At 65.5% G+C, this 14,092-nt stretch carries 14 protein-coding genes and 1 pseudogene; 14 read left to right on the top strand and 1 reads right to left on the bottom strand.

Annotated features, from left to right (window positions below; all coding sequences use genetic code 11):
* The first annotated feature begins 1 nt into the window (after position 1).
* The 10 genes from accC (at position 2) to X265_RS38415 (ending at position 8,196) form a co-directional block, all read left to right on the top strand.
* Positions 2 to 1,354: an acetyl-CoA carboxylase biotin carboxylase subunit gene (gene accC / locus X265_RS38370; protein WP_128930127.1), complete on the top strand. Its 1,353-nt coding sequence runs from the start codon at positions 2 to 4 to the stop codon at positions 1,352 to 1,354.
* On the top strand, positions 1,351 to 2,010 hold the full coding sequence (gene pxpB, locus X265_RS38375) for a 5-oxoprolinase subunit PxpB (protein WP_128930128.1): 660 nt from the start codon (positions 1,351 to 1,353) through the stop codon (positions 2,008 to 2,010). The genes accC and pxpB overlap by 4 nt, the downstream gene beginning before the upstream one ends.
* Complete coding sequence (locus X265_RS38380) at positions 2,007 to 2,993, top strand: 5-oxoprolinase subunit C family protein (RefSeq protein ID WP_128930129.1); 987 nt, start codon at positions 2,007 to 2,009, stop codon at positions 2,991 to 2,993. Before pxpB ends, X265_RS38380 begins: the two co-directional genes overlap by 4 nt.
* Entirely contained in the window at positions 2,990 to 3,415 is a 426-nt protein-coding gene (locus X265_RS38385) for an acetyl-CoA carboxylase biotin carboxyl carrier protein (protein WP_128930130.1), read from the top strand. The genes X265_RS38380 and X265_RS38385 overlap by 4 nt, the downstream gene beginning before the upstream one ends.
* Complete coding sequence (locus tag X265_RS38390) at positions 3,412 to 4,203, top strand: LamB/YcsF family protein (RefSeq protein WP_128930131.1); 792 nt, start codon at positions 3,412 to 3,414, stop codon at positions 4,201 to 4,203. The genes X265_RS38385 and X265_RS38390 overlap by 4 nt, the downstream gene beginning before the upstream one ends.
* Before the next feature lie 83 nt (positions 4,204 to 4,286).
* The gene (locus tag X265_RS38395) at positions 4,287 to 5,054 is read left to right on the top strand and encodes an SDR family oxidoreductase (protein ID WP_128930132.1); all 768 of its coding nucleotides are present in this window, start codon (positions 4,287 to 4,289) and stop codon (positions 5,052 to 5,054) included.
* A gap of 13 nt (positions 5,055 to 5,067) precedes the next feature.
* Entirely contained in the window at positions 5,068 to 5,769 is a 702-nt protein-coding gene (locus X265_RS38400; RefSeq protein ID WP_128930133.1) for an amino acid ABC transporter permease, read from the top strand.
* 1 nt (position 5,770) lies between these two features.
* Positions 5,771 to 6,523, top strand: coding sequence for an amino acid ABC transporter permease (locus X265_RS38405; RefSeq protein ID WP_128930134.1), 753 nt, complete (start codon positions 5,771 to 5,773; stop codon positions 6,521 to 6,523).
* Between the two features lie 38 nt (positions 6,524 to 6,561).
* Positions 6,562 to 7,296: an amino acid ABC transporter ATP-binding protein gene (locus tag X265_RS38410; RefSeq protein WP_128930135.1), complete on the top strand. Its 735-nt coding sequence runs from the start codon at positions 6,562 to 6,564 to the stop codon at positions 7,294 to 7,296.
* A gap of 126 nt (positions 7,297 to 7,422) precedes the next feature.
* Complete coding sequence (locus X265_RS38415; RefSeq protein ID WP_232995647.1) at positions 7,423 to 8,196, top strand: ABC transporter substrate-binding protein; 774 nt, start codon at positions 7,423 to 7,425, stop codon at positions 8,194 to 8,196.
* A 221-nt stretch (positions 8,197 to 8,417) separates the two neighbouring features.
* On the opposite strand, the gene X265_RS38420 is transcribed toward X265_RS38415, so the two are convergent.
* Positions 8,418 to 9,335, bottom strand: coding sequence for a LysR family transcriptional regulator (locus tag X265_RS38420; protein ID WP_232995648.1), 918 nt, complete (start codon positions 9,333 to 9,335; stop codon positions 8,418 to 8,420).
* 180 nt (positions 9,336 to 9,515) lie between these two features.
* Here X265_RS38420 and X265_RS38425 point away from each other — a divergent pair, with 180 nt between their 5' ends.
* The 4 genes and pseudogenes from X265_RS38425 to X265_RS41800 form a co-directional block, all read left to right on the top strand.
* Complete coding sequence (locus X265_RS38425) at positions 9,516 to 10,553, top strand: class 1 fructose-bisphosphatase (RefSeq protein ID WP_128955157.1); 1,038 nt, start codon at positions 9,516 to 9,518, stop codon at positions 10,551 to 10,553.
* Positions 10,554 to 10,565: 12 nt separating this feature from the next.
* The gene (locus X265_RS38430; RefSeq protein ID WP_100233973.1) at positions 10,566 to 11,441 is read left to right on the top strand and encodes a phosphoribulokinase; all 876 of its coding nucleotides are present in this window, start codon (positions 10,566 to 10,568) and stop codon (positions 11,439 to 11,441) included.
* Between the two features lie 16 nt (positions 11,442 to 11,457).
* Positions 11,458 to 13,488 (top strand): transketolase, encoded by a 2,031-nt coding sequence (gene tkt, locus X265_RS38435; protein ID WP_128955158.1) that lies wholly within the window; start codon positions 11,458 to 11,460, stop codon positions 13,486 to 13,488.
* A pseudogene (locus X265_RS41800) lies at positions 13,485 to 14,084 on the top strand (type I glyceraldehyde-3-phosphate dehydrogenase); the annotation flags it as partial. The gene tkt and the pseudogene X265_RS41800, both read left to right, overlap by 4 nt.
* Positions 14,085 to 14,092: the final 8 nt, after the last annotated feature.

The raw sequence follows: 14,092 nt of genomic DNA on the forward strand, positions 1-14,092 counted from the left end.
CATGTTCGGCTCGGTCCTCATAGCCAACCGGGGCGAGATCGCGCTGCGCATCCAGCGTGGTTGCCGGCGGCTCGGGCTGCGCACCATCGTCGTCCATTCGGAGGCCGATCGCGATGCGCCCTACGTGCATCATGCCGACGAGGCCATCTGCATCGGGCCGGCCGCGGCAGCGCAGAGCTATCTCAACCAGACGGCGTTGCTGTTCGCCGCCGAGGTCAGCGGAGCGGAGGCGATCCATCCGGGCTACGGGTTCCTGTCCGAGAACCCTGGCTTCGCCGAGCAGGTCGAAGCTGCCGGCCTGACCTTCATCGGCCCGACGGCCGCGGTGATGCGCGTCATGGGCGACAAGGTCGCGGCCAAGCGGGCGATGCGCGCCGCCGGCGTTCCCTGCGTACCCGGTCCGGATGCGGCGCTCGGCGACGACCTCGATCTCGCGCGCGCAACCGCGCGGCAGATCGGCTACCCCGTGATCCTGAAAGCGGCGGGCGGCGGCGGTGGACGCGGCATGCGCATGGTGGAGAGCGAGGCTGGCCTCATCGATGCGATCGCCGTGACGCGGGAAGAGGCGCGGCGCGGCTTCGCCAACAGCGCGATCTACATCGAGAAATTCCTGCGCCGGCCGCGACATGTCGAGATCCAGGTGATTGCCGATACCCATGGCAATGCCGTCTGGCTCGGCAGCCGCGATTGCTCGCTGCAGCGACGGCACCAGAAGGTGCTGGAGGAGGCGCCGGCACCGGGACTGGACCAGGACGTGCTGGCGCAGATCGGCGAGCGCTGCGCGGAGGCCTGCCGGCAGCTCGAATACCGCGGCGTCGGCACGTTCGAGTTCCTCGTCGAGGATGACGCGTTCTACTTCATCGAGATGAATACGCGCCTGCAGGTCGAACACCCCGTCACCGAGATGACCGCTGGGATCGATATCGTCGAGGCGCAGATTCGTGTGGCTCAGGGCGAGGCGCTGCCGTTCGCGCAAGCCGACATCGTCTGCCGCGGTCATGCCTTCGAATGCCGGATCAACGCCGAAGATCCCGACACGTTCGTGCCGTCCCCCGGTGTGATCACCGCCTGGGAGCTCCCCGGCGGCCCCGGCGTGCGCATCGATAGCCATGCCAGCAGCGGATATCGCGTGCCGCCATATTACGACTCGCTGATCGGCAAGCTCGTCGTGCACGGCGCGAATCGCGCCGAGGCCCTGGACCGGCTGCGCATCGCCCTCGACGAAATGCGCGTGGAAGGAATCGCGACCAACCTGCCGCTGCACCGGCGGCTCGTCAGGGATGCCGCGTTCATCAGGGGCGGCGTCAGCATTCACCATCTCGAGCAGCAGTTGTGCGGGAGCGGCAAGGCATGACGACGGACCTGCCACAACTCAGCCTGCTGGGAACGACCGCGCTGCTGTTCGAAGCTCCGGGCGAGACCTCGCTGACGACGCAGTGCCGCATCTGGGCCCTGGCGCTGGAGGCGGGCCGTCTGCCCGGCGTTCGGGAGGCCGTGCCGGGCATGAACAACCTCATGATCGCTTTCGCCGAGCCGCCGCGGCACCGGGGACAAATCGAGCACAGACTGATCGAGCTGTGGCACGCCCTCGAGCCGCTTCCTGTCGCCGGGCGCTGCCTTGATCTGCCGGTGGTCTATGGCGGCGACGGCGGCCCGCACATGGCCGATGTCGTGGCCCACACCGGATTGAGCGTCGACGATATCGTCGCGATCCACAGCGCACCGACTTACACCGTCTACGCCCTCGGCAGCCATCCCGGGTACTGCTATCTCGGTGGCATGGACCAGCGCATCGCGACGCCGCGGCGCAAGGTGCCGGTGCTGCGCATCCCACGCGGCGCCGTCTCCATCGGCGGCAGTCAGACCGGCGTCTCTGCCTCCGATGGGCCGAGCGGCTGGAATACGATCGGCAGCACCGAGGTCGCATTCTTCGATGTCGAGCGCACGCCGCCAGCGCTGCTGCAGCCCGGTGACTGCATCCGCTTCAAAACCATCCGGGTGCTGCGATGATCGAGGTGCTGTCGGCCGGCGCGCTCGCCACGGTGCAAGATCTCGGCCGCACCGGCGCGCTCAACCTCGGCGTCGGGACATCGGGTGCGATGGACCCGTTGGCGCTCGCCGCTGGAAACATCCTGCTGCGCAACGAGGAGAATGCGGCAGCCCTCGAGATACCGCTGTTCCCGTTCCGCGTCCGCTTCACCCATTCGACGGTGTTCGCCGTGACCGGCGCGGATTGCGCGCCGCGGCTCGACGAGGCGCCAGTGCTACCATGGTGGGCGCACCGCGCCGATGCCGGCCAGGTCCTCTCGCTCGCCGTTCCCTCAACTGCGACCTGGCGCGCCAGCCGCGTCTACCTGTGCATCGCGGGCGGGATCGATGTTCCCTCGGTGCTCGGCTCACGCAGTACCCAGCTGCGCGGCGCCTTCGGCGGGTTAGAGGGCCGTCCGCTGCGCGACGGCGATCGGTTGCCAATTGCCGAGCCCCCCGGTCGCGCCAAGACAGGCTTCGGCATCACGCCGCCCGGCCTCGCCTTGCCATTGGAGGTGGACGGGTTGACCGCCGTGCGGGTGCTGCCGGCTGCCGAATACGATAGCTTCACGCCGTCTTCCCACGAGGCGCTATGGTCCGAGCCTTGGAAGATTACGTCACAGAGCGACCGCTACGGCTATCGTCTCGCCGGCCCCGAACTCAGGCCGCAGCGACCCATGGAGCTGCGCTCCCACGGCATTGTCCCAGGCGTGATCCAGGTCCCCCACGGCGGCCAGCCGATCATCCAGATGCGCGATGCGCAGCCATCGGGCGGCTATCCCAAGATCGGCACCGTCATCGACGCCGACCTCTGGCGCCTCGGCCAGGCTCCCATCGGCAGCCGGATTCGTTTCGTGCTGTGCAGCTGGGACGAGGCGCTGGACGCGTCGGCGGCGACCCGGCGCTGGCTGAGCAACGCCCGCCGATTGGTCGAGCTCTACTGCAACCAGGGAGCGGTGCGATGACCAACCCGCTCGACCATGTCGACCAGCTCTGCGCCTTCCTCGCGGCGACCGACATCGGCCTGCTCGAGCTGAAAGGCCCAGCCGGGGTGCTGCGCCTGCGGCATGACGGCGCCCGAGTCGAAGTCGAAATGATCGAGGCTGCGACGGCGGCGCTGTCTTCTTCCCCCACGCAGATCATTCGGGCACCGGTGCCGGGTCTCTACCTCGACCGCCATCCATTGCGCTCGCAACCATCGGTCGCCGTCGGCGACGAAGTTGCGGCCGGCACGCCGCTCGCCTTTCTCCAGATCGGACCGCTCTTGCTTCCGGTCCCGGCCCCGGAGGACGGCATGGTGGTCGAGACGTTCGCCGAGCATGGCGCGACGGTGGGATACGGCGCGCCGCTGATCGGATTGCAGCCGCACGGGAGTGACGCCGAATGAAGATCGATCTCAATGCGGATCTGGGCGAGGGCTACGGTCCCTGGTCCATGGGCGACGACGACGCTCTGCTCGGCCTCGTCTCGTCGGCCAACATCGCCTGCGGCTTTCACGCGGGCGACCCGCTGATCATGCAGCGCACCGTGGAATCGGCAAAGGCGCGGGGTGTCGATGTCGGCGCCCATGTCGGCTTCCCGGATCGCCAGGGCTTCGGCCGCCGGGCGATGCACATCGATCCTACCGAGCTCGCGGCGATGGTCACCTATCAGCTCGGCGCGCTTGCAGGGATCGTCCGCGCAGCCGGTTACCGCATGACCCACATGAGTTTCCACGGCGCCTTGGGCAACATGGTGGCCGCCAACGCCAAACTCGCCGAACCGCTGGTCCGCGCTGTCGCCGCCTTCGATCGAGAGCTCCTCATCGTATCGTCGACCAGCCGCGCCATCGAGGGGGCGGCGGCGGCCTGCGGCCTGCGCGTCGCCACCACTTTCCTCGCGGATCGCGCCTACGACGATGACGGACTGCTCGTGCCACGGGGCACGGCCGGCGCGGTCATTCACGACCCGGCGCTCGTGCTCGAACGGGTGCAGCGCCTGCTCTGCGACGGCGTCGTCATCACCGCGACCGGCCGGGCGCTGCCGATGCAGGCCACATCGATCCTGCTGCATGGCGACACCCCGGGCGCGGTCGAGTTCGCCCGGACGATCCGTGCGGCGATCGAGACCGCCGGTGGCGAGATCGCGCCGGTGTCGCACCTGATCGCCGGCGGCCCCGGGCGTGGCCCATCATAAGCGCCCCTTATCCCGCCAAAGTGATTCCATCTTGGCGGCGGAACTGCTCCGTCGGTAGCCTCTGGAGAACAGCGAGGACTCAGATGCCATTTTCCGACTACAGGACGGCTCTCGTCACCGGCGCCTCGTCAGGCATCGGCCTCGCCGTCGTCGAGCGCCTGGCGCGCGAGGGACTGCAGGTGCACGCGTTGGCGCGTAGCGCCGATCCACTGAAGGCGCTGGCAGATCGCACCGGCTGCATTCCCCATGCCGTCGACGTTCGCGATCTGCCTGCGCTTACCAAGCTCGCCGGCAGCGTCGAATTCGACGTTCTCGTCAACTGCGCCGGCGTCGACCGGCCCAAGAAATTCCTGCAGGCGGATGCCGAGGATATCGAGCTACTGCTCGGCGTGAATCTGGGGGCCGTCCTGCATCTGTGCCGCCTCGTCGTGCCCGGCATGGTGGCGCGCGACCGCGGTCACGTCGTGAACATCACTTCAATCGCCGGCGCCTATAATTTCGGCGGCAACTCGACCTACCACGCCACCAAGGCGGCGGTCAGCATGCTGTCCCGTCAGCTCCGGATCGATGCCTTCGGCAAGCGTGTTCGCATCACCGAGATCTGCCCGGGGCGGGTCGAGACCGATATCTTCGCTCACGTCCACGGCGACTCCGCCGCGACCCGCGCTGCCTTCATCGACGGATTCGAGCTGCCCAAACCGGAGGACATCGCCGACACGATCGCTTTCGCCATTGCCGCGCCAGTGGCGGTAAACATCGGCCATATCGAGATCACACCGACCCTGCAGGTGCCGGGCGGACTGTCGACGGTCCGTCCCGAGCACCCCGCCAGCCCTCCAGCCGTCACCTAGAGCGGAGGGTGCGATGAAGGGCTTCGACCTCATGGCGATCCTGCTGAACCCCGAGTTCAGCCGCATGCTCGTCCACGGGGTGAAGATGACCTTCATCATCTTCGCAGGCTCCTGGCTGCTCGCCATGAGCCTCGGTATCACCCTCCTTGCAATTCGAATGCTGCCGGGCCGGATCGCCGACGCCCTGGTCGAGGCCTACGTTGCCTATCACCGCAACGTGCCGACACTGGTGCAGCTGATGCTCTGGTATTTCGGTGTCTCCAGCCTGCTGCCCGAGCGGCTCCAGGTCTGGCTGTCCGATCAGAACGGCGAGGCAATCTTCGCGGTGATCGCGCTCGGACTGTGTCAGGCCGCATATTTCAGCGAAGACCATCGGTCGGGCTTGCGCGCCGTGCCCAAGGGCCAGTGGGAGGCCGCTCGCGCGCTGGGTCACAGCTATCTCGGCGCGATGACTTACATCCTGCTGCCGCAGGCGGTCCGAAATGCGATGCCGGCGCTGGTGAACCACACGGTGTCGCTGTTCAAGAACAGCAGTCTTGCCATGGCGATCGGCGTCACCGAGCTCACGCATGCGGTGAAGGAGGTCGAAAACCAGAGCTTCCGCGCTTTCGAGACCTACCTGATCGCGACCGTCTTCTACCTCGTGTGCTCGCTGCTCCTGATGTGGCTTGGCTATTATTTCGAGCGGCGCAGCCGCATGGCGGGAGCGCTCTGACATGACGCTCCTGTTCAACATGATAGGCATCGTCAGCGACAACTGGCTGCTGCTGCTGGTCGGCCAGTTTCCGAACGGCCCGCTCGGCGGGATCGCCGCGACCCTGATCCTGTCGATTCTTGGAATTGCGCTGGCATTCCCGCTCAGCGTGGCGATGGCGCTCGCGCGTCTATCGCCTTGGCCCGTGCTGCGCTGGCCGGCGACGGCGCTGGTCTATGTCGTGCGCGGCGTTCCGCTGCTGCTGATCATCCTCTGGGTCTATTTCCTGCTGCCGCTCCTGATCGGCGAGAGCGTTCCCGGCTTCGTGACCATGCTCGCCACCTTGGTCATCTACGAGGGGGCCTTTCTCAGTGAGATCGTGCGAGCCGGAATCACGGCATTGCCGCGAGGGCAGATGGACGCGGCGCGGGCGCTCGGCCACAGCCACCTCGGCGCGATGCGCTACGTGATCCTGCCGCAGGCGCTGTTCAACATGATCCCGAGCATCATCAGCCAGTTCGTCTCCACCATCAAAGAGACGACGTTGGGCTACATCATCAACGTGCCAGAGCTGACCTTCGCGGCGGGACAGATCAACAACCGGCTTCTGACCAAGCCGTTCGAAGTCTACTTCATACTCGCCATCATCTATTTCGTCGTCTGCTGGACTCTCACTAAGCTGGCCAGCACGCTCGAACGTCGGATTGCCGTTCGGCGCGCCAGGTCGATGGATGGTGCTGCAGCGCCGGCTTTGGCAGCCGCATCGAGGACATGATCATGTCAAACCAGGCCTCGAACAGTACGGCAACTCCGATGATTGAATTCATTGGCATCAACAAGTTCTACGGTTCGCTGCCCGCCCTCGTCGACATCAACGCGGAGGTGAAAAAGGGCGAGGTGGTCGTGGTATGTGGCCCCTCGGGCTCTGGCAAGTCGACGCTCATCCGCACCGTCAACCGGCTTGAGGAGATCCAATCCGGAGTGCTGCGCTTCGACGGACAGAATGTTCATGCGAAGATTAGCAGCTTGGCAATGAACCACCTGCGCAGCCGTATCGGCTTCGTTTTCCAGAGTTTCAATCTGTTTCCACACCTCAGCGTGCTGGACAATGTGATGCTGTCGCCTGTGAAGGTGAACGGCATCAAACGGAGCAAGGCAAGGGAGATCGCGCTTCAGTTGCTCGACCGGGTAGGCCTTTCCAGCAAGGCGCAGAACTATCCGGCGCAGCTGTCCGGCGGCCAGCAGCAGCGTGTCGCGATCGCGCGAGCGCTGGCCATGGAGCCGCCGGCGATGCTGTTCGATGAGCCGACCAGCGCGCTCGACCCGGAGATGGTCGGCGAAGTTCTGGCGGTGATGCGGGGACTTGCTCGCGATGGCATGACCATGATGTGCGTCACCCATGAGATGAATTTCGCACGCGATGTCGCTGATCGTGTCTGGTTCATGGATGCCGGGCGCCTGCTGGAATCGGCGTCGCCGAGCGCGTTCTTCGGCTCGCCGCAGCATCCGCGTGCGCAGCGCTTTTTGTCGGATCTGCGGGCACGATGACAACGCCTGCCATCATTGCAAAACAGGGAGTTCGAAATGTCGATCGGGATCGGGACTAAGACTGGAAAATGCGTGCTCCGCGCCGCCATCGTTGCCACGGGCCTGAGTTGCTTTGCCAGCGTGGCCATGGCTGATCAGCTGGCCGATATCATGCAGCGCAAAGAGCTGCGCTGCGGCACCTTCGCCGACGTACCCCCGTTTGCCGCGCCCGATCCGAAAACGCGGGAGATGGTTGGCTTTGATGTCGACCTCTGCAGAGCCATTGCCAAGCGCTGGGGCGTCGAGGCGAAGATCAGCCCGCTCTCGGTCGAGGCGCGGGTGCCCGAGGTCAAGCTCGGCCGCGTCGACATCACAGTCGCCAATCTCGCCTATACGCTGGGCCGCGCCGAGCAGATCCAGTTCTCCGACCCCTATTATCTCGCCAAGGAGATGTTGGCGGTGAAGGCTTCGGATCCAGGAACCAAGAAGGCCGACTTCAAAGGTAAACGTCTGGCTTCGACCAAGGGCTCGACCTCCGAGCTCGCGATCAAGCTGAATGAGTCGGATCCCCTCACTTTCGTCGACACCGGCTCGGCTTTCATGGCCGTCCAGCAGAACAAGGCGGTCGGAATGGTGGCCAATACCATGACCATCACCAAGCTCGTCAACGAATCGAAGTCCGCTGGCCAACCGCTGAAGATGATCGATGAGCCCATGGTCTTGCAACCGATCGGCATCGGCATGAAGAAGGACGAGCCGGCGCTGCTCGCCAAGATCAACGAGACACTGCTCGCACTCGACCAGGCAGGTGAGATCAACCAGCTCTGGGACAAGTGGCTCGGCCCGAACACCGAGTTCAAGATGACCCGCACCGACAAAGTCGTGCCGCTCGGCCAACTTAAGTTCACGCCGTTGCCGTAACCGGTGCACCGGGGCACACCTCCAAGAACCGGCCCGGACAGACTTGGTGGTTGAAACGGCGTCGGCTCCTGGACGCGGTGGGTCAATGCCTGGTCGACGTGCAATAAAACATTGGAAGAAGTCGAGAAAAAAGCGCGATGGGTTGAATCGTCATGGCGCTTTAGCTCTTTGTTTGAGCATGAGTTTTGGGAAAACCGCTTCACACTTTTCCGGATCTTGCTTTAGCGCCCGCCGAGTTCAGGTAGGTACGGCAAATAATTCGACCCTTCAGAGCCAAGAAAATCGAACATAGCCTGCGCCGGCGGCAGCAGGACCTTGTCACTGCGGCGGATCACGTACCATTGCCGCACGATTGGTAGGCCCGCGACGTCGAGCACGACGAGGCGGCCCTCGCCGAGCTCGTGCGCGACGGTGTGCGCCGAGATGAAGGCGATGCCGAGCCCGGCGATAACAGCCTGCTTGATGGTCTCGTTGCTGCTCATCTCCATGCCGATGATTGGCTCGAGATCCGATTTCTGGAACATGCCCTCCATTAGTGTTCGCGTGCCCGAGCCCGGCTCGCGAGTGAGAAAGGTCTCGTGCACAAGGTCGGTCAGACTGAGTCCTCGGTCCTTTTCCAGCCAATGTCCCCTGCGGGCGACGATGATGTGCGGATTGCGGCCGAGCTGGCGCACGTCGACGTGGACGTCGGCGGGTGGCCGGCCCATCACCGCGAAGTCGAGATCATAACCGTGCATGGCTGCGCGGATCTCATCGCGATTGCCAATCGTCAGCTTGATCTCGATCTTGGGGTAGCGCTTGGAGAACGCCGCGATCGCATGCGGCACGAAATATTTAGCGGTCGAGACCGCACCGAGATGCACCGCGCCGCCGCTCCGTCCGGCGAGCAGGTCGAGCGCGCCCTGGCAGTCCGCGATCGCGGCCTCGACCCGCTCGGCCAGCGCCAACACTTCCTTGCCCGCCGCGGTCAGCTGCATGCCGTCGCCGGTCCGCTGCACCAAGGGCAGGCCGGCGAGGTCCTGAAGTTGCCGCAGCTGCTGGGTCACGGCCGGCTGGGTCAGCCCAAGATGGCCGGAGGCCGCCGTCACGCTGCCCTTGGCCGACAGCGCCGCGAGCGAGCGCAGCTGCCTGATCGTCAGATGCCGGAGCTGTGCAGCCGCCTGTCCGGGTCAATTATAAGAAAATTCTTTGGTGCTCATTACGAATAGAAATTTTCCTTATTAATCTGTCCCTGTCAATCTCCTGGTGCTGGGACTGACCGCGACCGACCTTCAGAGGGGAGGGCATGGCTGCGGCGCCGGCCAAGGGGATGGACGCAGATGACTGGGCAACTCAGGCTGGACGATCACCTTCAACGGTATTCCGAGACCGCGCCGCATGCGCTGGCCGTGGCGGCCGCAGTCGATGCCATCGCGGCGGCGGCCATCGAAATCGCCGACCTCATCGCGTCAGGTGATCTCGCTGACGCCTCTGGCCTGACCACGGAGCGCAACAGCGACGGCGACATCCAGCGCGACCTCGATGTCCAGGCCGATGCGATCCTGCGCCGCTGCCTCAGCAAGCTGCCGATCGCGGCGCTGGCGTCGGAGGAGATGCGCGAACCCCAGATCGGCGACCGCGAGGGCCGCGTCTGCATCGCGATCGATCCGCTCGACGGATCCTCCAACATCGACATCAACATGACGGTGGGGACGATCTTCTCGATCCTGCCGGCACCCGACGACCTCTCGCTCGCCTTTCACCAGCGCGGATCAGTGCAGCTTGCGGCGGGCTTCGTCACCTACGGGCCGCAGACCTCGCTGGTGTTGACGCTCGGCGAAGGCGTCGACATCTTCACGCTCGATCACAAGGCCGGCTGCTTCCGTCTCGCCCGCAGCGGCGTGCAGATCTCCGAGGCCTGCGAGGAGTTCGCGATCAACGCCTCGAACCGTCGGCACTGGGATCCGCCGGTGCGCGCCTTCATCGACGAATGCCTCGCAGGCGTCGAAGGCCCCGCCAACCATGATTTCAACATGCGGTGGGTCGGCTCGCTGGTTGCCGAGGCCTACCGAATCCTCACCCGCGGCGGCGTCTTCCTCTACCCTTCGGACGCGCGCCCCGGCTACGGCGAGGGCCGCCTGCGCCTGACTTACGAGGCGCATCCGATGGCCATGATCATCGAGCAGGCCGGCGGCTCCGCCTCCACGGGACGCGAGCGCATCCTCGACCTCTCCGCGCAGAGCCTGCATCAGCGCGTGCCCCTGATCATGGGCTCGAGCAACGAGGTGCGGCGCGTCGAGGAGCTTCATTGCGATCCAGTGCTGGTCGCCAGCGTCTCTGCGCCGCTGTTCGCGCGGCGCGGATTCTTCCGGCTCTGAGCGAGGTGTCCCATGTCCAGGAAGCATCCGATCATCTCCATCACCGGCTCCTCCGGCGCCGGCACCACCTCGGTCAAGAAGACTTTCGAGCAGATTTTTTTCCGCGAGAAGGTCAATGCCGCCTACATCGAAGGCGACGCCTTCCACCGCTACGACCGCGCCGAGATGCGCGCGCAGATGGCGAAAGAGGCCGAGCGCGGCAACAAGCATTTCAGCCATTTCAGTCCCGAGACCAACCTGTTCGAGGAGCTGGAGCGCGCGTTCCGCGACTACGGCGAGACCGGTACGGCGGTGACGCGGCACTATGTCCACGACGCCGAGGAATCCGCGCTGCATGGCACGGCGCCCGGTACTTTCACCGACTGGAAGCAGCTGCCGGAGAACTCCGACCTGTTGTTCTACGAGGGCCTGCACGGCGCCGTCGTCACCGACAAGGTCAATGTCGCGCGCTATGCCGATCTCAAGATCGGCGTCGTGCCCGTCATCAACCTCGAATGGATTCAGAAGCTGCACCGCGACCGCAGCGCGCGCGGTTATTCGACCGAGGCGGTCACCGACACCATCCTGCGGCGGATGCCCGACTATATCCACTACATCTGCCCGCAATTCACCGAGACCGACATCAACTTCCAGCGTGTGCCGACGGTCGACACGTCCAATCCGTTCATCGCGCGCTGGATCCCGACGCCGGACGAATCGATGGTCGTGATCCGCTTCAAGAATCCACGCGGCATCGACTTCCCCTATCTGCTCTCGATGCTGCCGCAGAGCTGGATGTCGCGCGCCAATTCGATCGTCTGTCCCGGCGCGAAGCTCGATCTCGCCATGCAGCTGATTCTGACGCCGCTGATCATGCAGTTGATCGAGCGCAAGCGCAGCCTGAAGTGAACGAGGAGAGACACCGATGAATATCTCCGTCCACGCCGAAGCCGACATCACGGCAGTCGCGCATAACGATCTCGCCAACGCCGTCCGCTTCCTCGCGGTCGATGCCATCGAGACCGCGCAGTCGGGCCATCCAGGTCTGCCCATGGGTATGGCCGATGTCGCGACCGTGCTGTTCTCGCGCTTCCTGAAATTCGACTCGGCGCATCCCAATTGGCCGGACCGCGACCGCTTCGTTCTGTCGGCGGGCCACGGCTCGATGCTGCTCTATGCGCTGCTGCACCTGACCGGCGGCGACCTCAGTCTCGATGACATCAAGGCGTTCCGGCAGTGGGGCTCGAAGACGCCGGGCCATCCCGAATACGGCCACACGCCGGGAGTCGAGACCACGACGGGTCCGCTGGGGCAGGGGATTGCGACCGCGGTCGGCATGGCGCTTGCCGAGCGCATGGCCAATGCGCGGCATGGCGACGGCCTCGTCGATCACTTCACCTACGTGATCGCGGGCGACGGTTGCCTGATGGAAGGTCTCAGCCAGGAGGCGATCTCGCTCGCGGGTCATCTCGGGCTCGGCCGTTTGATCGTGCTGTTCGACGACAACGGCATCTCCATCGACGGTCCGACGTCGCTCGCGACATCGGATGATCATCTCGCGCGCTTCGCGGCCTCCGGCTGGTCGGTGCGCCGTGTCGACGGACACGATCCAGAAGCCGTGGCCCAGGCGATCGCGGAGGAGCGGGAGACCGCCAAGCCGTCGCTGATCGCGTGCCGCACCATCATTGGTTATGGGGCGCCTGATCGGCAGGGCACCGAGAAGGCGCATGGTGCGCCACTCGGCACCGAGCAGACCGCGGCGGCGCGCCGCGCGCTCGGTTGGGATTATCAGCCTTTCGTGGTGCCGATCCCGGTGCTCAAGGCGTGGCGGATGATCGGACAGCGCGGGCAGGTCGAGCGACTCGCCTGGCTCGATCGTTATGAGCGCGCAACGCCCGAGCAGCGCGATTTGTTCGTGGAAGGTAGGGCGGTTGCCCTGCCTGCTGCCTATGTGCTCGCCGCGGCGAAGTTGCGCGAGCGCTTCGCATCCGAACGGCCGAAGCTGGCGACGCGGCAGGCTTCGCAGCAGGTGCTTGACGGCATCGCCAGCACCATTCCCGGACTGGTCGGCGGCTCGGCGGATCTGACGCATTCGAACCTGACGCAGGCGAAGGCGCAGACCCCCGTTAAAGCCGGTGCGTTCGCCGGTGGCTACATCCACTACGGTATCCGCGAGCACGGGATGGCTGCAGCAATGAACGGCCTCGCGCTGCATGGCGGCTTCATTCCCTATGGCGGCACGTTCCTCGCCTTCTCCGACTACAGCCGTCCCGCGATCCGGCTCGCAGCGTTGATGCGGCTGCGGGTTATCCACGTGATGACGCACGACTCCATCGGGCTCGGTGAGGACGGCCCGACGCATCAGCCGGTCGAACACCTTGCCGCGCTGCGGGTGATCCCGAACTTGCTGGTGTTCCGTCCCGCCGACGCGGTCGAGACGCTGGAGGCTTGGGACTGCGCACTCGGCTCCGAGCATCGCCCGTCCGTGCTGTGCCTGTCGCGTCAGGCGCTGCCAACTTTCCGCAGCGATGCCCGCGGCAAGAACCGCGTCGCACGCGGCGCCTATCTCGTCGTCTCGCCCGACGGCGGCCGTGACGTGACGCTGATCGCGACCGGCTCGGAAGTCTCGATTGCGCTGGAAGCAGCCCGCCTGCTCGCGACCGAGCACATCCGCGCGGCCGTGGTGTCCGCGCCCTGCTTCGCCTTGTTCGAGGAGCAGCCGGACGATTACCGCGCCACCGTGCTCGGCACGGCGCCGCGCGTCGGCGTCGAGGCAGCGGTTGTCGGCGACTGGCATCGCTGGATCGGTGCCGACGGTGAGTTCGTCGGCATGCGCAGCTTCGGTGCCTCGGCGCCGGCGCCCGTGCTGTACCGCGAATTCGGCATCACACCGCAGAGCATCGCAGAAGCGGCCAGGCGCTCGGTCGCACGTCGGAACCAGGGAAGAACAGCATGAGCTTGCGTGTCGCCATCAACGGATTTGGCCGGATCGGTCGCAACGTGCTGCGTGCGATCGCCGAGTCCCGCCGCAACGACATCGAGGTGGTCGCGATCAACGACCTCGGTCCGGTCGAGACCAATGCGCATCTGCTGCGCTTCGACTCGGTCCACGGCCGCTTTCCCGGCGAAGTCAAGGTCGACGGCGATACGATCGACGTCGGCGGCGGCCCGATCAAGGTGACCGCGATCAAGGACCCGGCGCAGCTGCCGCATCGTGCGCTCGGTGTCGATATCGCCCTGGAATGCACCGGTCTGTTCACCTCGCGTGAGAAAGCCGCCGCACATATCCAGGCCGGTGCCAAGCGCGTGCTGGTCTCGGCGCCGGCAAGCGAGGTCGATCTCACCGTCGTGTTCGGCGTCAATCATCTCGCCCTGACCGGCGATCACATCGTGGTCTCCAACGCCTCGTGCTCGACCAACTGCCTCGCGCCGCTCGCTCAGGTGCTGGACGACGCCGTCGGGATCGAGAAGGGGTTCATGACCACGATCCACTCCTACACCGGCGACCAGCCGACGCTCGATACGTTCCACAAGGACCTCTATCGCGCCCGCGCCGCGGC

The sequence above is a fragment of the Bradyrhizobium guangdongense genome (assembly GCF_004114975.1).
Lineage (GTDB): Bacteria > Pseudomonadota > Alphaproteobacteria > Rhizobiales > Xanthobacteraceae > Bradyrhizobium > Bradyrhizobium guangdongense.